Raw genomic sequence first — 18020 nt, 5'->3', positions numbered from 1 at the left:
ACGCTGAATATCTCAAGTTAATCCTTTGTTGATGTATCACAAGTGAAGATTATGATCTCATTTGCCCCATAAATTCACTAATATCGATCCCTAATCCTTGAGCTAAACGCATTCCATATTCGCGGTCAGCGCGGATAAAGTTGCAAATCGCCAGCAATTGAGTATCTTTTTTAACCTCTTTTAAATCATTAACCAAATTTTGCAATAAATTCTCTTTTTCTTGTGCAGTATATGAACGATATTGTTCTCCAGCTTGAGCAAAATCATCAGTTTTGGCAATTTTTTGACGGGTCACATGCCCTTGTTCCAATTCTACTTCAGAATCTCGATAATGAGGATCTTCTGTAGGACCATCGGTATAGCTGTTCGGCTCATAATTGTATGTCGATGTATCTTGCTTGGTATTCATCTGTCCATCTCGTTGTTGATTACGAACAGGTGCATACGGGCAGTTGATCGGAATTTGCAAATAATTGGTTCCCAAACGATGACGTTGTGTATCTGGATAAGAGAATAAACGTCCTTGAAGCAATTTATCTTCAGAAGGTTCGATGCCAGGCACTAGAGCGCTTGGTGAAAAAGCAGATTGCTCTACTTCTGCAAAGAAATTATCTGGATTGCGATTGAGTGTCATTGTGCCAACGGTATGGAAAGGAAATTGATCTTCCGGCCATACTTTAGTCGGATCTAATGGATCAAACGCATAATTGTCTATATGTTCGGGTTGAATAAATTGGACTTTTAATGTCCATTCCGGGAATTCTCCTTTTTCGATATGCTCGAATAGATCGCGTGTCGCATGATTGAAGTCTTTACCTTGTTGCTTTTCAGCGTCGTCAGCAGAGAACGTTCTTACACCTTGCACACTTTCCCATTTGTATTTGATATAAGTTACTTTGCCTTCAGCATTAATCCATTTGAACGCATGAACACTGAATCCATCCATTTCACGATAATTCGCAGGTGTACCATGATCTGAAAATAACCATGTCATCATATGCGTCGATTCTGGAGTAAGTGTCATAAAGTCCCAATAACGTGCTGGTGTTTGTAAATTGGTCTGCGGATCAGGTTTGAGTGAATGTACCATATCCGGGAATTTGATCGCATCTCGGATAAAAAATACAGGTAAATGGTTACCTACGATATCGTAGTTACCTTCATTCGTATAAAATTTAACAGCAAAACCGCGCGGATCGCGTGCTGTCTCTGGTGAACCTACACCATGAATAACAGTCGAAAAGCGGACAAAAACAGGCGTTTCTGTTCCTACTTCTTGTAAAAAGTTAGCTTTGGTATATTCTTTCATACTTTGATCAACACGAAATACACCATGAGCGCCTGCTCCACGAGCATGAACCACACGTTCTGGAATACGTTCGCGGTCAAAGTGAGCGATTTTTTCTAGCAAATGATAGTCTTCTAATAAAGTAGGTCCTCTACGACCTGCAGTACGGGAATTTTGGTTATCCCCTACAGGTGCACCCTGGTTGGTCGTTAGGCGGTGGTCGTTGTTTGTCATCGTTAGAAATCATCCTCTCATCATAAATGGTCATCAATCTAATGTATAAATAAATTTATAATTAGACTCATTCCAAAGATTAGATTCATTCTAACATCTTCACTTACCGTCATTCATGAGTTACCTATGAGCCTTCGATGAAGAAATGATGAAGAGGTTCTTAATCTGCCAATCGATAACCTACGCCACGTACTGTTTCTACATATTGTGGTGCAGAAGCATTATCACCGATTTTTTTGCGCAAACTTTTTACATGGACATCGACAACATTACTTCCTCCAAAAAATTGAGTGCCCCAAATTTCGCTCATCAAATCTTCACGAGATAATACGCCGCCTTCGCCTTCGATCAGCATAAGTAGTAGATCATACTCTGTTTTGGTGAGTTCTATTCGTTGTTGAGCACGATGAACAGTCATTTTTTTACGATCTATCCACAGGTCTTTGAAAACAGTACGGTGTTCAGTATCTCCTGTTGCAGGTGCCGCAGGACGATTACTTCCGGCACGAATCACGCGTTCTACATGATATAGTCCTTCTTGTGGACGTGCAGGCCAGACTAACAATTCTTCTTCTGCCCATTCGTTCAGTCCGGTAGACAACATATCTTCACGCACTAAGAACAACGTTGGTAAATGAGAATTTTTCTCACTAAATTGCAACTTGGCAGATTCGATATCTTGACTACCGGATGAAGAGATCAGATCAAAAATAAACAAATCGGCGCTGATCGCTCCTGCACCATTACTTTCCCAACGATGAAATACCATCACATCAAAACAACTATCTGATAAAGTACGAGTTAATTCATGCACTCGACTTGGCGCTGGGCTGATAATTACAACACGTCTTGTAATCGGGCAAGAGTGAGCAATTAGATCTGCTGTATTACGCATATTTCGTTCAGCTACAGACCAGTTCAATAAGGTATCTTTTGCACCTAAATGATAATCATTATCAATTATTTTCGTGATTTGTTTCGACATTCTGTGCACACTCCTCTAAATACGACATGAGCATGGTGTACATCATACCCCGTTTCTTCAGCTACTGCGGCATACCATTCTACAGGTGCATCTGTCATCACTTCATCTACAGCGCCACAGTTTTCACACACAATATGTTGGTGATCATCCATTTTGCCATCATAGCGACTTGCCGCTTCGCCTAACTTTAATTCGCGAATCAAGTCTTTATCTGATAAATATCGTAAAGAGTTATATACGGTTCCATAAGCAAAATTATGACCACGCTCTACTAACCGATTCATAACATCGGCAGCAGTCGGGTGATCCGCAGCTTCGCAGACGATTTCGTATACAGCTTTGCGCTGTGTCGTCAAGTTGATTGTTTTCATTTGGATCATTCCCTTAATTTGATTTTAGAATAAGTATAAATCCATTTAAAATTATGGTCAATAGTTTTGCAGACAATTCTGAGAATCATTATCATAAATTGGGCGGATTTGAGGCTTAAAGAGGTACATTTAGATGATATTAGGTACATGACGCTACAGCAATCGTTATTCTTGTCGTCGCTGGTAGAACGGAATCCCTTGATGTACCGCTTTGCGGTGGGGATTACGTTCTAAAGGCGAACTTAGTATTTGCTTCCGAAGCAGCTTTCGTTAGAAAGCTTTTAGCTCTTTCAGAATAATGATTGCCTCCGCTGGCGTAGGATATCAAATTGCACATTGAAATGAGTTAGAGCAAAACCTAAAATCTTGGGTGGGAGAGGGTAGGGTAGGAATTTTAAAGATGATATTAGTTTAAATTATCTTCATTACTCTTACCTCTTTATTATATTATCGGTACAAATAGGTGAATTATTTTGATAGTGAGATATTTGAAATTAGGATATTGATGGTTATGTATATAGTTAAACTAAAAAGCCTTCCATAACGCTGGAAGGCTTGAAAGAGTAATACATTCTATTTATTTTCGACAGTTAATACGTTTTCGATCGCTTCGATCACGTCTGAACTCAGTTGAATACCGGATGCGCTGGCGTTTTGTTTGACTTGTTCAGGACGACTGGCTCCGACTAAAGCGCTGGATACATTTTTTTGACGTAAAATCCATGCTAGTGCCAGATGTGTTAACGGGATGCCCGCTTCATCAGCAATTTTTTGTAGTTGTCCGATTTGAGAAAGTTTGTCATCGCTGAAGCGATCGTCGTCCCATTTGAGCTTAGCTGCGCGACTATCGGCTGGAATATCGGTTTTGGATGTGTATTTACCTGTTAATAATCCTTGTGCAAGCGGTGAATAGACCACTTGTCCGATACCATATTTTTCACCAAGTGGAATGACTTCTTCTTCTATATAACGGTTGAACATATTATAGACCGGTTGATTGACGACAATACGATCGAGCAAGTAACGATCTGCTACACCAACAGCAGCTTGCATCTGAGCGGCTGTCCACTGACTTACACCTACATATAATACTTTGCCCTGACGTACCAGATCATCGAGTGCACGTAATGTTTCTTCGATCGGTGTCTCTGGTGAAAAACGGTGGCAATAATAAAGATCAATATAATCATGTCCAAGACGCTTTAGACTGGCATGACATTGTTCGGTAATATGTTTGCGAGATAGCCCTTTATCGTTCGGCCCGTCTCCCATATCGCCAAATACTTTGGTCGCCAGTACATAAGATTCGCGGGGATAATCATTCAGTGTAGCACCGACAACTTTTTCCGCTTCTCCACGTTCGTAGACATTAGCTGTATCAAAAAAGTTAATTCCCAAATCATAAGCTTCACGAATCGATTGAACCGCATTTTCCTTTTCCACATATCCTCCGTAAGTGAGCCAACTGCCCAGACTAATTTCACTTACTTTCAGCCCACTACCACCTAATCTGCGATAATTCATTGTCATTATAGATACGCCTCCCTGGATATGTAGCTATTTAATAACGCTTACAAATGATTCCTTTTTTATTTTACCTCTCTGTGAAGATTAAGCAAGCATATTGAGGTTTATATAGTAACATAGACCCAAAGAAGAATTTTGATCGCACTTCTATTGATGCATCCAACTCACTACTTTGTACGTATGAGTAAATAGAGATATACTACATTTCTACATAATGACCATTTAAGATTTTGGAGGAGGATTTTTTTATGCTACAAAGACGCTTTTTTCGTATAGGTGCGGGTATTGCGCTTATACTCCTGATTGTCTATTTGGGGACGCTGGTTGATTTTATTTTCACACCAATTGCTTCCTTGATTAGTCTTACGATTGTTCCACTTTTAATCACAGCTTTTCTCTACTATCCACTACGTCCACTCGTTAACTATTTGGAAAAGAAAAAGTTGAAACGTTCGTATTCGATTTTACTAATGTATCTGGTCGTTATTATCGTTTTAGCGATTTTCTCGATTATCGGCTGGCCTACATTACGTGATCAGGTGACAAGCTTTATTGAGAATGCACCTAGATTTACACAAAGTATTATTACTCAGATTCAGCTATTACAACAGAATCCAACGATTCAACAATATATTCCTGCTGAAAATAATCAGGATATGATTGCGAAATTAACAGAATATTTAAATACTATTTTTGATTGGTTATCTGTTCATATTTCAAGTATGTTCTCATTTATCTCCAACTTTGTATTGGTTGTCGCTACTGTGCCTATTATGTTGTACTACTTGCTTAAAGATGACAAACGTTTGTCACCTCAATTGCTCAAACTTTTCCCTGCTGGACACAAAGAAGATGGAAAAGCGATGCTAGATGAGATGGACGATTCGTTAAGTAGCTTTATTGCAGGTCGAGTACTGGTTAACCTGGCATTATGTGTACTGCTTTATATTGGATTTTTGATTATTGATTTACCTTATTCTTTATTGCTTGTATTTTTGGCTTTCTTCCTTAACTTTATTCCTTATATCGGTGCGATTTTGTCTGCTGTTCCGGTAGCTATTGTAGGATTAATTGAATCTCCTGCAATGGGAATCTGGGCGATCGTAATCGTCATTATCGCGCAAATGATCCAAAATAACTTGTTAGAACCTATTATTTTCGGAAAACAATTGGATATCCATCCATTTACGATCGTCGTTCTGCTACTGGTCGGTGGCGATATGGGCGGTATTCTCGGAATGTTGCTTGTTATCCCGTTGTATATGGTTGTAAAAATCGGAATCGTGCATATTTACGGTATGTATTTGAAAGACAAAATGAATCATAGTTTTGATGATACACCGAACAAACCAAATAACGATTCTATTTTCAAATTATAAAATTGCGAAGCTTACCATAAAGCTGTAGCAATGAAAGTTATATGAAGCAAAAAAACGAGCCTCCTATTTAATAAGGAGCTCGTTTTTTTATTTCTATATTAGCTCTATAACCTATTTGGGTTAGACCTAGTATTTTTTAGTTATTAAAAGCAGTCGTTACTGTTTCTTCAACTTGACGCAATACTGCTTCTAGTTGAGCTTCCTCTGCATATGGTGCATTACCAAATAACAAATGCCCTACACTTTCAATGCCTACAAATCCAAAAATACCAGTTGTTGAAGTGATTTTCAAACCGTCTGTCATTCCAACTTGATCGTAAATTTCGTTAGATTGACCATGTGTGTTAATAATTAATCCTTTTTTACCAGTAAGTAATTGAGCAATCCCTGTTTCTCCATATCCATAAGCAAATCCGTAAGCAAACACGCGATCTACATATCCTTTCAAAATAGCAGGCAGACCTGTCCACCAGATTGGATAAATAAACGTGATTGCTTCAGCCGCAGTAATGTATTCTTGTTCTGCTTTGATATCTGCTGGTGTATTACCAACTTTCATTGCTTCTGTATCGGCTTCTGTTAGTACCGGTTGAAAATTCAATGCATACAGATCACGAACAACAACTTCATGTCCTTGAGATTCTAAAGTCTGTACCATTCTTTTTAAAATAGCTTGATTGGTTCCTTCTTGATGTGGATGAGCAAATACGATTAGATGTTTCATGAATAACATTCTCCTCATTAGATAGATATCTATATATTTTTATAAAAAAAGGCTCTCACTAACTCAAAGCCCGGAATACACACGTTCTAACAAATACTCAAATTGTTCTTGTTCTTCTTTATTAAGATGACCGTAGACTTTCTGATTGATCGCCTCAGATACATGATTAAAGATCGGCTCTAACTCCCAACCTTTATCTGTTAAATGAACCATTGTTATACGATGATCATGATCATCTTTGATACGCTTTACATAACCAAGCTTCTCTAATTTGTTGACCAACACTGTAACCGTTGGCTGAGTACGATGTACTTTTTGTGCTAATGTATTAACAGACAAGCTACATCGTTCACTGTACAAAAAGCAAAGAATATCCCCATGAGAAGGAACAACATCTGTAATATTGTTCTTTTCTAACTCTGTGATAATCAGTTTGTTCACGTCATCACGAATCTTCGAGATCATTGCACAAGCGTTATAATTTAGCATATTTTTATAATACATAGATATCTATATAATTACAAGTATTATTTTTTCTGATTTTATATTATAAAGAATAAGTGTGATATCCGTCAGATTGGGTAATAATACATTAAATACTAAATTGTTAAGATGAGGGGTCGACGATAATGGATAACGAATCTACAAAGTCAATTATTACAGGAGCAATAGCAGGAGCACTTATTGGTGCAGGAGCAGCCCTTTTGTTCTCTACTCCACAAGGTGACAAAATTCGTACTCGTGTTGCAGAATTGACTGATCTTGTTGTTGAGAACGCTCCAATGTTGAACGAACGCGGACATGTTCTTGCTGAAAAAGGTCAAGAAGTTGTAGGCATGGTCAAAGATTCTTTAGACACTGTCAAAGATTTCAAAGACGAAGCACAATCTGCTACGAAAGAAGTTAAAGGTGAAATTCAAGGTTTTAAAGACTCACATACAAGCTAAGTGTAACTTATACATTTCAATACGAAAAAACTCTTCTATGTTAACGTAGAAGAGTTTTTTTGATCGTCAAAAAGTGTAGCAAGCTGTTGAATAAATTTAGAAGTATACTTTCCTTCTTGATCTAAATGAGGATCAAGTACTGTAATTTCAAGTCCAACCACTTGAGGATGAGCGACTAACGGTGCCAGTATCTGAATCAATTCTACATAATCCAGTCCATCCGGTTGCCTACTATCAACAGCAGGCATAAGATCATCATTCAAGACATCCACATCAAAATGAATAAAAAAACCATCCAATTGTTGCTGATCGACCATCTCTAGAAATTGCTTCACAATATGTTCTATGCCTGTCTTACGTAGTGTAGGTAGATCAATATAATGAATAGCAGAATCTAATATAGGCTGAACATAAGAATCGTCCAACTCTCGATTGCCCACACAAAATACATGTTCTTCAAGAACATAAGGTTTGAGATTATTTATATTCGTTACTCGCTCATCTCCTAGCCCCGTTACAATAGCTAGATCAAGCCCTGCTACTGCACCGCCGGTATGAGAAGATAAAGTAGGTAAATAATCGGTATGACCATCCAAAAAGAACAGTCCATAAGTACCTTTTTGCTTTAATGCCATCATATTGCCAACCAAAATACTGCAATCTCCACCGATAATTAATTTAAATGTTTTTTCTTCAAGCGCACCTGCTAATAGCTCTGCTTGTTGGACTGCATAATGAGCAACAGCTTCTATATTAAGTATGCCGGATACTGTATCTTTTTTTATCTCGTAAGACGGAGCTATTAAGGTGTATCTATTTTGTATAGGTAGATGATCGTATAACCCATATGTTTTGAAATGATCTGGTAATAAATAAACACCTGGTTGTTGATCTTCTTCTTTCTTAGTCAGACCTAAGTTCGTAGGAAATTCAAAAACATCTATTAGATCAATAGCCATATGTTATTCTCCTTCTTGCTCCTATTAGATATTGAAGATCATACACTTTAAAAATGATCACTGGTTTCACTTCTCTATTTTAACAAACAAACTCCCCTTCTAGTATATAGAAGAGGAGTTAATGGTATATATGAGTTGTTATCTGTCATTAGCTAAAATAATGCCCTTGCTCTAAATCGGCAAGCAAAGAAGGATGTATTGGTTGCCATCCCAGTTGTTGTTGAGTAGATTGACTCGATCGTGGAATATCTAAAGCTGCCAGTGCTCCCAGAAAGCCGAAGTGATCTTGTGCTTGATCCTGTGAAATACTAACAATAGGCACATTTAGATGCCGACCTATCACTGTAGCGATATCACGAAATGCGACACCTTCGTCTGCAACTCCATCTAGTCTTGATCCTGCTGTTGCTTTTTCTAATGCCATGCAATATAAATGGGCAGCATCTAAGCGATGAACAGCAGGCCAACGATTAGTGCCTTCTTCGATATAAGCTGCCACACCTTTTGCTTTGGCGATTGCAATTAATTGAGGAATAAAACCAGTATCTCCTTCTCCATGTACAGACGGACAAAGTTCTATAATAGATGTACGTACTCCGCGCTGAGCTAGTGACAATGCTACTTCTTCAGAAGCTACTCCATTAAAATGAGCTGTAGTCACAAACGGCTTATCCGTACCTTCCAGTACTGCCCCTATCGTCTTTATCACCTGCAAATCTGTCGCAAGCGAACCTTCAAAATCTGAAAAATCGTGTTTGAATGCTAAATGAATAACACCGTCTGCTTGAGCAACACCTTGTTGAAGGCTGATCACATGATCTATATCACCTCGATAAGCTTCTGCCCCTAGCTTTTGCAACCACTCCGCACTGCGATCTGAGCGAGCCAGCCCTACAACAGTGTGCCCTGAATCTATAAGTTCACGAACGACAGCAGAACCGATATAACCTGTTGCTCCTGTTACAAATACACGCATTATTAAAGCTCACCTTATCCTATCTATAAATGAATTTATTTGACTACTATTACCAGGCTACTGTCCCGTTCTCATCTGAAAATGTTCCTGTTGGACCATCTGGGCCAATCATAGCAAGACGAACTGCTTCACGTGCACCTTCTTCTACACTACGGGTACCTGCAAAGTTGTTAAGAGCTGTCGAGGTGAAGCCAGGACAAGCAATATTGACTTTGATCGGAGTCGATTCCAGAGCAAATGCAAACGCAAGTGTAATCGCATGAAGTGCAGATTTGGAAGAAGAATACGTTCCAAACATAGCACGATGAGGGTTATCGGGATTGGAATTCCATGTTAACGATCCGCCAGAACTTCCTATATTCACGATACGCCCTGCTGGAGCTTGATGCAGAAGTGGTAACATCGATTGAGTAAGAGCAATTACGCCGAACACATTTGTTTCAAAAACAGCACGTATATCTTCCATAGGAGCTACTGTTAATAGACCGGATTGAACACTTTCTGGAAAATTCCCATCTGATTTGCCTGGATGGGAGATGCCTGCATTATTAATCAATACATCCAGACGACCATATTCTTTCTCAATATATTCTGCTGCGGCTACAATAGAATGTTGATTGGTGACATCTAGTTGTACAGCCTGAGCGCCTTCACCTATATCATTCACAGCCATCTTACCCTTTTCCAAATTACGCGATCCTACCAGTACAGTAAATCCTTTTGCGACAAGATCTTTTGCAATCTGTAGACCTATTCCTTTATTCGCTCCACTGACCAAAGCAACCTGTTTGTTATGCATAATGATCTCCTTTGATAATAATAGAAGTATTTTTCTAAGGTTGACGTGTCAACCTAAATACAATTTAACACGTTGAAGTTGACGTGTCAACCATGCTATTATACGTTTATGGATAATCATGAGATCAATCAAGAAGAAATGAAAATATGGCATATGTGGAAAGGTACGTTCCACACGATTTTTGGTCGTATTGTCAAAGAAATGTCGGATCATACGGGATTATCAGAAAGTGATTTTGGAATACTAGATCGGTTGGTTCTTTTTGGAGAAGGCAAACTTCGTCAGCAGGAATTGGCAGACTCTATGAATTGGGATAAAAGTCGACTTTCTCATCATCTCAAGCGTATGGAAAAGCGTGGATTGGTGATGCGAACTCCTTTAGATACTGATCGCGGAGTTCAGGTAGAGATCACATCTGAAGGACAATTAGCATTAGATAATGCTCGTCCTTTTCTTTCGCAAGCGATACGCCAACATTTTTTGGAACAATTGACCGATCAAGATATTGAATTAATTACCAGATTAGCAGAAAGAACCAAATAACAATTAGAGTACATCCAAAAAGAGCAAGCAGAAGCACATCAACTACCCGCTTTTGCTTGCTCTTTTGATATTTGATTTGTTGTAATTAGAGCTATATAGATGATATGGAAAGGACTATGTGATGAGTATTAATCCCAATATTGCTGAAGTGGTTTCTTTATTAGCTGAGCCTTCACGAGCTACTATTTTGACCCATCTAATGGATGGACGTTTTCATACTGCTAGTGAACTGGCATTGATGACAGGCATTACACCGCAGACTGCTAGTTTTCATTTATCCAAATTAATCGAAGGACGACTGATCACTTTTGAAAAAAATGGGCGACATCGTTATTATCAGTTAGCCAGTACAGATATCGCCTCTCTTTTAGAATCATTTCTAGCTATCTCTGCGCCACCAAAAGTACGCTCGTTAAGGCAATCGACTCAAGTTCAGCTATTGCGCGAAGCCCGTACTTGTTACGATCATTTAGCTGGCAAATTAGGGGTAGATCTGACCGATGCGCTGCTGGCTAACCAATACATCACTACAGGAGATACTGAATTTTTTATCACGCCTAAAGGGGAAACCTTTTTTACTCATTTCGGACTAGACTTACCTACCCTCAAGCGCAAACGTCGTTCGTTTTCTCATGCTTGTCTGGATTGGAGTGAACGTCGACATCATTTAGGCGGTGCATTAGGGCAAGGGCTGATGAATCATTTGTTCGATATCGGGTGGATTGTAAGAGTGCCTTCGATTCGAGCGATTAAAGTAACTGAACTAGGAACAAGCGGTTTGCACACTGTATTCGATCTTAAACGATAGATCATATAGCTGTACGTATCACATTTCGCGTATATATTTTATTTTTTAGTGCATGTATGAGGAAATATCAACAACGTACAGTGTATATGATGATCTATTGGAGTGTGCTGACCGATCCCTTTTTAGACTGAAATTGCCGGTTCACCAGATAAATTCCTACTATAATACATAATCCCCCTACAATACTCGAAACATATAACGTTTCTCCTAGCAGTAACCAACCGGATAACACTCCAAAAAAAGGTGCTAAAAATAAAAACGAACTCGTTTTCCCCGGATCGCCATGTTGTAACACATAATACCAGACAGCAAACTGAATAATAGAAGAGAATATACTTAACCATAGCAAAATTAATATCGACTCATGGTTCCAGATAAAAAAGGGCTGTTCCAATGTCACACTAAGCAGCAATAAAATGATTCCTCCGCACAACATCTGATACGCAGACAATACCCATGTATCAAATAGCACACCCCACTTTTTCACTAACAATGTAGCGGTCGCCCAGAATATCGCTGAACATAACCCCCATACGATGCCTATTTTCCATTCTACTTGTGCTCCTACTGTGATAGACACACCAATCACTCCCAATAACACACCGATCCATTGATACCATTTATAGCGTATTCCTGAAAAAATCGTACCTAGTACTACCACCAGCAATGGATTGGTAAATGTTAAAATGGACGATTCACTTGCTGTAATCGTACGGAGGCTTATAAAAATGCATCCCATCACACCTGCTGTCTGTAAAGCACCGATCACACCTATTTTCAGCCAGTTTCTTTTTCCGGTTGGATGTGGTCTTCGTAACAGAAGCACAACGATTAACATCACTACCCCTGCCACTATAAAACGTAAAGCTACCAAATATAAAGGCGAAGCATACATGAGCCCTATTTTACCTACAGCAAAAGAAGAACCCATCAAAAAAGTCGTTAACACAATCAATACTATAAACGTCCAAGTCTTCATCTCAAATCTCCCTATCTTGTTCTTTTCGCTACGCTGTCCTGATTATAATCGTAAAATAGTTCAATACTGATCGAAGTATGGAATACAATATTTCGTATAATTTTAATACAGAGTTTACAAAACTCGGACTTACACCTAACATTGCCCCCCTACAATAAGTGAGTAGTCAAAAATAAAACATAAACGTATGGTCCTTTAATTAGGGGGAGGAGATTTAAACGATGTCTAGAAAACTGCCAATTTTATTATTTACACTGACGATGATTCTTGTGCTTGCTGCTTGTGGGTCTAACACAGGTACTACAGGATCAGGGTCAACAACGGGTACTACAGGAGAAGCTTCCACAGGTACAGAACTTAGCGGATCGGTACTTGCTGTAGGATCGACTGCATTACAACCATTGGTTGATCAAGTCGCTCAGAAATTCATGGCAGATTCAAAATATGCTAACATCTCCGTTCAAGTACAAGGCGGCGGTAGCGGTACAGGATTGACTCAAGTATCTGAAGGTCAAGCAAACATTGGTAACTCTGATGTATTTGCAGAAGAAAAATTAGATGCTGATAAAGCAAAAGAATTGGTTGATCATCAAGTAGCGGTTGTGGCTATTGCAACAGTAGCTAACGAAGCGGCTGGTGTAACTAACTTAACAAAACAACAATTAATCGATATTTTCACTGGTAAAGTGAAAAACTGGAAAGATGTTGGCGGTAAAGATCAAGCTATCGTTATCGTTAACCGTCCAAGTAGCTCAGGTACTCGTGCAACTTATGAGAAATTTGCTCTAGGACAAAAAGTAGAAGATTTGGCAGGTTCGATCCAAGAAGATTCTTCAGGAACAGTTAAGAAATTGGTAACTGAAACTCCAGGTGCTATTGGTTACTTGGCTCTTTCTTACCTTGATGATAGCCTTAAAGCGATTCAATACGATGGTGTTGATGCTAACGTAGAGAACGTTGAAAGTGGTAAATACCCTGTCTGGGCTTATGAGCACATGTATACAAAAGGCGAGCCTGATGCAGCAACTAAAGCTTTGCTTGATTACATGTTGACTGATGAAGTACAAAACAGTGATGTAAAAGATCTTGGGTATATCTCGATCTCTGGTATGCAAGTAAAACGTGATGTTGATGGTAAAATCACGAAGTAATGAATAATCATACTGTGAAAAGAGGAAACTCACGTTTCCAAGGCAATAGCTGGAAGAGGCGGACTATCCGCCTCTCTTTTCACGTTTACTATAGTCCGAAATTTTCTAATCATTACCATTTAAGTTGAAGAAAAGAGGTTTTAACGTATGGAGCAATCCAACACAACTCCAAGAGAAGCACGGAGGCGCGCCTGGCCTATGGAAAAGCATCGCGTAGAAGACTGGATCGGTAAAATTTACACGTCTATCTGTGTCGTATTTCTGATTGCTGTTATTATATCGATTGTTTATTTTGTAACATCGAAAGGTGTCGCTACGTTTGCTGTTAATGGCGTCAGTCTCAAAGAATTTTTCTTAGGCACCAATTGGAATCCTCAAGCAGATACGCCTTCTTTTGGAGCATTACCGTTTATTACAGGTTCATTTATGGTTACTCTGCTTGCGGCATTAATCGCTAGCCCACTGAGTATCTCGGCTGCTTTATTTATGACAGAAATTGTACCTAGCTTTGGTAAACGTATCCTTCAACCCGCGATTGAATTACTATCAGGTATTCCTTCGGTAGTGTACGGATTTATTGGTTTGAGTGTCATTGTACCGTTTCTACGTGAACATGTAGGCGGACAAGGAATTGGGATCGGCGCAGGAGCACTGGTATTGTCTATTATGATTTTGCCAACGATTACGAGTGTTGCTGCGGACGCTCTCGCTTCTCTTCCACGCGGATTACGTGAAGCTTCATATGCGCTAGGTGCTACACGCTGGCAAACGATTTATCGTGTTGTTTTGCCAACGGTTATGCCTGCATTGTTAACAGGTATTGTACTGGGTATGGCTCGTGCTTTTGGTGAAGCGTTAGCTGTACAGATGGTTATTGGTAACTCACCACATATCCCTACATCCTTACTGGAATCTGCTTCGACTCTGACCAGCGTAATCACACTGGGTATGGGTAACACAGCGATGGGATCAATTCAGAATAATGCGTTGTGGAGTATGGCGCTTGTCTTGATGTTGATGACATTTGTCTTCGTCTTGATTATTCGTCTACTTGAAAGGAGAAACCGGTTATGAGCACAGTAAAAGTCAATCACAAAGCAAGAAAACGCGCAAAAGTTACGGATAAAGTGGCAACTGTGCTCATCGTTACATTTGCAATGGCGATTGTAGCGATTCTACTCGGTTTACTTGGATTTATTTTATTCCGTGGACTCGGGCATATCAGTTGGAGCTTTTTAACAACTGTTCCACAAACGATGCGAGCTGGCGGAGGCATTGGTCCTCAGTTATTTAACTCTTTATTCTTATTATTCTTAACGATGTTGATTACTGTTCCACTTGGTCTTGGAGCAGGTATCTATATGTCTGAATATGCGAAGCCAGGTAAGTTAACGAACTTTATTCGTTTGGTGGTAGAAGTACTATCTTCTTTCCCCTCTATCGTTATCGGTTTGTTCGGTTTGTTGTTAATTGTCAATACGTTTAATCTTGGATTCTCTTTATTATCCGGTGCACTAGCATTGACGATCTTTAACTTACCGTTAATGGTGCGGATTACAGAGCAAGCTTTTGCAGGGGTTCCTAAAGAGCAAAAAGAAGCAGGCTTAGCATTAGGTCTATCCAAATGGAAAATCATCACTTCCATTATGCTACCGGTTGCTATTCCTTCTTTAATTACAGGTACTATTTTGGCATCTGGTCGTGTATTTGGTGAAGCGGCAGCCCTATTATTTACAGCAGGTATGAGTACACCACCACTTGATTTTTCGAACTGGAATCCACTAAGTCCACGTTCACCAATCAATCCGCTTCGTCCGGCTGAGACCTTAGCAGTCTATATTTGGAAAGTAAACAGTGAAGGTATTGCTCCAGATGCGACGCAGATTGCAGCAGGCGCTTCAGCGGTACTTGTGATTATGGTGTTAATCTTCAATCTATTAGCTCGTTTCTTAGGACGCACTCTTTATCGTTATATGACCGCTTTAAGACGAATGAGTTAATATCCGATCTGCTTTTGGAGTGAATTTAAGGAGGAATTTCTCAATGGCATTACCTTTTAGTACAGAAGATTTGAGCATCTATTATGGTGAGTATCAAGCCGTTAAAAATATAAGTATGTCTTTCCCGGCACAAAGTGTGACTGCACTTATCGGGCCTTCCGGTTGTGGTAAATCTACATTTCTTCGTTCATTGAATCGTATGAATGATGAGATCGCTGGTTCTCGTACAACAGGGCATATCTGGATGGATGGCGTCGATCTTACTGCCTCTTCTACCGATGTGATTAAGCTGCGTCAACGTATTGGTATGGTATGGCAACGTCCTAATCCATTTTTCAAATCGATCTATGAAAATATTGCATTTGGCCCTCGTTATTATGGCACCAAAAATCGCAAGCAACTAGATGAAATTGTAGAGTCTAGCCTACGTAAAGCGGCACTCTGGGATGAAGTCAAAGACAGACTAAAAGAATCTGCTCTCTCTTTATCCGGTGGACAGCAACAACGTCTATGTATAGCACGTGCATTATCAGTAACACCACAGATTCTATTACTGGATGAACCAGCGTCAGCACTTGATCCGGTGTCTACAGGCAAAGTAGAAGAATTGATTAGTGAACTGAAAGATGAACTACGTATCGTTATCGTGACTCATAATATGCAACAAGCAGCACGGGTATCGAATTATACAGCTTACTTCTATTTAGGTAAATTGATGGAACATGGTGAAACCGATACAATTTTCACTAATCCAACTCAACAATCCACACAAGATTATATTATGGGACGCTTCGGATGAAGCGTCTTTTTTATATTCACAGTATAAAATTAACTTTTTTACGCTATTTTTAGTAGTCGATTATTCGTACAGATGATATAATGAACAACGACAGCTTACCCGGTGGGTTGATGCGGTGTGAACGTCCCGAAAGGGGGTGACGCCGTGTCATTTCTGGAATGGATTTTCAAGATATTGAATGCCAGTGATAATGTGATCAGTATTCTGATTAGCTTATATACATTGTATTCGATCTCGAAAAAATCCAAAGACAAGAAAAACCACCGGGACTAGGTTAACGGCCTCTTTTCCGGTGGTTTTTCTTTAGCAATATTAAAGGAATTCATACCGTGGTCGCCCACCAACTGTCGTGTAACCTGTTATGATGTTGACGCATCATAACAGGTTATTTCTTTCTGCCTACAAGTAGGTTTTGTATAAAGCAATTATACCATAATGTACTGCATACATTACAGTCTAAATTAGCAAAAAATACGTTTTTTTTATAGTACAGCTTATTTTTTTTAGATAGATTATCGAATTATTATAGCGTTTTTAAGTTTTTAAATAAAATTAGCTATCTTTTCATCGTATTCTTATGCATACGAACAGAACCTTAAACGGTATGTAAGGAAAGTTTAAGGTAAATCGATAGTTGATTATAGGCTTGTCCTTTATGCTTGAGTCATCTACTAAAGGACGGTGACTGATATTGTCTACGCTCACACTTCATAAAGGAATAACACTCAATCATTTTCAGCTTAAAGTACTCGGGATCCTATTGATGGTTTTTGATCATGTTCATCAATTTTTCTATATTGACGGTATACCGATGTGGTTTACATGGTTAGGTCGAATTGTTGCACCTATCTTTTTATTTTTGAGTGCGGAAGGATTTCATTATACCCGTAATCGATTCAAGTATTTACTGCATCTATATATTGGTTTTGTCGGGATGAATTTCGTCAGTCAAGAATTGCAAACAGCATTTCCTTCAGACAATGTGCTAATTAATAATATTTTCGGGACGTTATTCCTAGCTGTACTGTACATGTTATTGATTGACCAATTGATTCAAAGTATCCTTCAACATCACTGGTGGAAAATGTTAGGTACGATCGGACTGATGATCGTTCCTGTTCTTTTGAGTTTTTTAGCGATCAGTCTATTATCACAAGAACATATTCCATCATGGAGCCTTTATCTCATATATGTATTACCTATACCTATGTTGGTTGAAGGTAGTTACTTATTTGTTTTGGTGGGCGTGATGTTCTATCTACTACGCAAGCATCGTATAGGGCAAATAGCTTTTTTCATTTTATTTTCGTTGATAATAGGCTTCATGTCTGGACCTTCTCTGCTTGATTTAGATACTAATTTTCAATGGCTGATGATCTTTGCAGTGATTCCGATCTGGTTATATAACGGGGAAAAAGGACGTAATATGAAATATTTCTTTTATCTATTCTATCCTGCTCATATTTATTTTCTGTATCTATTAGCTTATTGGATACAACAGTAAAAAAAGAAGATGCAAAAAACAGATATCGTTCGTCTTCTAATTAAGAA

The 18020-nt window shown here is 39.0% G+C and carries 19 protein-coding genes; 9 read left to right on the top strand and 10 right to left on the bottom strand.

Annotated elements, in window-relative coordinates; genetic code table 11:
- Window positions 1–49 precede the first annotated feature (49 nt).
- From ACFSGI_RS21180 to ACFSGI_RS21165, 4 genes are all read right to left on the bottom strand, one after another.
- Window positions 50–1522 carry a catalase gene (locus ACFSGI_RS21180; RefSeq protein ID WP_204826184.1) on the bottom strand — a complete coding sequence of 491 codons (1473 nt, stop codon included), beginning with the start codon at window positions 1520–1522 and terminating at the stop codon, window positions 50–52.
- 160 nt (window positions 1523–1682) lie between these two features.
- Window positions 1683–2507 carry a winged helix-turn-helix transcriptional regulator gene (locus tag ACFSGI_RS21175; RefSeq protein ID WP_204826183.1) on the bottom strand — a complete coding sequence of 275 codons (825 nt, stop codon included), beginning with the start codon at window positions 2505–2507 and terminating at the stop codon, window positions 1683–1685.
- Window positions 2483–2878 (bottom strand): Fur family transcriptional regulator, encoded by a 396-nt coding sequence (locus ACFSGI_RS21170; protein WP_069327730.1) that lies wholly within the window; start codon window positions 2876–2878, stop codon window positions 2483–2485. The genes ACFSGI_RS21175 and ACFSGI_RS21170 overlap by 25 nt, the downstream gene beginning before the upstream one ends.
- Before the next feature lie 573 nt (window positions 2879–3451).
- Window positions 3452–4402: an aldo/keto reductase family protein gene (locus ACFSGI_RS21165; RefSeq protein ID WP_204826327.1), complete on the bottom strand. Its 951-nt coding sequence runs from the start codon at window positions 4400–4402 to the stop codon at window positions 3452–3454.
- A 251-nt stretch (window positions 4403–4653) separates the two neighbouring features.
- Between ACFSGI_RS21165 and ACFSGI_RS21160 the strand changes: the two genes are divergently transcribed.
- Window positions 4654–5784, top strand: a complete 1131-nt coding sequence (locus ACFSGI_RS21160) for an AI-2E family transporter (protein ID WP_204826182.1) — start codon at window positions 4654–4656, stop codon at window positions 5782–5784.
- 136 nt (window positions 5785–5920) lie between these two features.
- Here the strand turns inward: ACFSGI_RS21160 and ACFSGI_RS21155 are convergent, their stop codons facing one another.
- The gene (locus ACFSGI_RS21155; protein WP_204826181.1) at window positions 5921–6508 is read right to left on the bottom strand and encodes an NAD(P)H-dependent oxidoreductase; all 588 of its coding nucleotides are present in this window, start codon (window positions 6506–6508) and stop codon (window positions 5921–5923) included.
- 63 nt (window positions 6509–6571) lie between these two features.
- Window positions 6572–6997, bottom strand: coding sequence for a MarR family winged helix-turn-helix transcriptional regulator (locus tag ACFSGI_RS21150; RefSeq protein ID WP_204826180.1), 426 nt, complete (start codon window positions 6995–6997; stop codon window positions 6572–6574).
- Window positions 6998–7137: 140 nt separating this feature from the next.
- On the opposite strand from ACFSGI_RS21150, the gene ACFSGI_RS21145 reads away from it, so the two are divergent.
- Window positions 7138–7455: a YtxH domain-containing protein gene (locus tag ACFSGI_RS21145; protein WP_204826179.1), complete on the top strand. Its 318-nt coding sequence runs from the start codon at window positions 7138–7140 to the stop codon at window positions 7453–7455.
- A 35-nt stretch (window positions 7456–7490) separates the two neighbouring features.
- On the opposite strand, the gene ACFSGI_RS21140 is transcribed toward ACFSGI_RS21145, so the two are convergent.
- From ACFSGI_RS21140 to ACFSGI_RS21130, 3 genes are all read right to left on the bottom strand, one after another.
- Complete coding sequence (locus ACFSGI_RS21140; RefSeq protein WP_204826178.1) at window positions 7491–8414, bottom strand: arginase family protein; 924 nt, start codon at window positions 8412–8414, stop codon at window positions 7491–7493.
- 148 nt (window positions 8415–8562) lie between these two features.
- Window positions 8563–9390, bottom strand: coding sequence for an SDR family oxidoreductase (locus ACFSGI_RS21135; RefSeq protein WP_204826177.1), 828 nt, complete (start codon window positions 9388–9390; stop codon window positions 8563–8565).
- Between the two features lie 49 nt (window positions 9391–9439).
- Window positions 9440–10189 (bottom strand): SDR family NAD(P)-dependent oxidoreductase, encoded by a 750-nt coding sequence (locus ACFSGI_RS21130; RefSeq protein WP_204826176.1) that lies wholly within the window; start codon window positions 10187–10189, stop codon window positions 9440–9442.
- Between the two features lie 108 nt (window positions 10190–10297).
- Here ACFSGI_RS21130 and ACFSGI_RS21125 point away from each other — a divergent pair, with 108 nt between their 5' ends.
- Window positions 10298–10732 (top strand): MarR family winged helix-turn-helix transcriptional regulator, encoded by a 435-nt coding sequence (locus ACFSGI_RS21125; RefSeq protein ID WP_204826175.1) that lies wholly within the window; start codon window positions 10298–10300, stop codon window positions 10730–10732.
- A gap of 121 nt (window positions 10733–10853) precedes the next feature.
- The gene (locus tag ACFSGI_RS21120; RefSeq protein WP_204826174.1) at window positions 10854–11540 is read left to right on the top strand and encodes an ArsR/SmtB family transcription factor; all 687 of its coding nucleotides are present in this window, start codon (window positions 10854–10856) and stop codon (window positions 11538–11540) included.
- 94 nt (window positions 11541–11634) lie between these two features.
- On the opposite strand, the gene ACFSGI_RS21115 is transcribed toward ACFSGI_RS21120, so the two are convergent.
- A complete protein-coding gene (locus tag ACFSGI_RS21115; RefSeq protein ID WP_204826173.1) occupies window positions 11635–12519 on the bottom strand; it encodes a DMT family transporter in 885 nt (294 codons plus the stop codon).
- A gap of 221 nt (window positions 12520–12740) precedes the next feature.
- Between ACFSGI_RS21115 and ACFSGI_RS21110 the strand changes: the two genes are divergently transcribed.
- The 5 genes from ACFSGI_RS21110 (at window position 12741) to ACFSGI_RS21090 (ending at window position 17973) form a co-directional block, all read left to right on the top strand.
- Entirely contained in the window at window positions 12741–13670 is a 930-nt protein-coding gene (locus ACFSGI_RS21110; RefSeq protein ID WP_204826172.1) for a phosphate ABC transporter substrate-binding protein, read from the top strand.
- A gap of 147 nt (window positions 13671–13817) precedes the next feature.
- A complete protein-coding gene (gene pstC / locus ACFSGI_RS21105; protein ID WP_204826171.1) occupies window positions 13818–14744 on the top strand; it encodes a phosphate ABC transporter permease subunit PstC in 927 nt (308 codons plus the stop codon).
- Complete coding sequence (gene pstA / locus ACFSGI_RS21100) at window positions 14741–15670, top strand: phosphate ABC transporter permease PstA (RefSeq protein WP_204826170.1); 930 nt, start codon at window positions 14741–14743, stop codon at window positions 15668–15670. Before pstC ends, pstA begins: the two co-directional genes overlap by 4 nt.
- 43 nt (window positions 15671–15713) lie before the next feature.
- Window positions 15714–16469 carry a phosphate ABC transporter ATP-binding protein PstB gene (pstB, locus tag ACFSGI_RS21095; RefSeq protein WP_204826169.1) on the top strand — a complete coding sequence of 252 codons (756 nt, stop codon included), beginning with the start codon at window positions 15714–15716 and terminating at the stop codon, window positions 16467–16469.
- 691 nt (window positions 16470–17160) lie between these two features.
- Window positions 17161–17973, top strand: coding sequence for a TraX family protein (locus tag ACFSGI_RS21090; RefSeq protein ID WP_204826168.1), 813 nt, complete (start codon window positions 17161–17163; stop codon window positions 17971–17973).
- Window positions 17974–18020: the final 47 nt, after the last annotated feature.

Origin of the sequence: Paenibacillus nicotianae, from assembly GCF_042681745.1 — a bacterium.
GTDB classification, from domain to species: Bacteria; Bacillota; Bacilli; order Paenibacillales; family Paenibacillaceae; genus Saccharibacillus; species Saccharibacillus nicotianae.
Note: the sequence above shows the minus strand (reverse complement) of the source record. Positions and strands in the feature narration are given on the sequence as shown.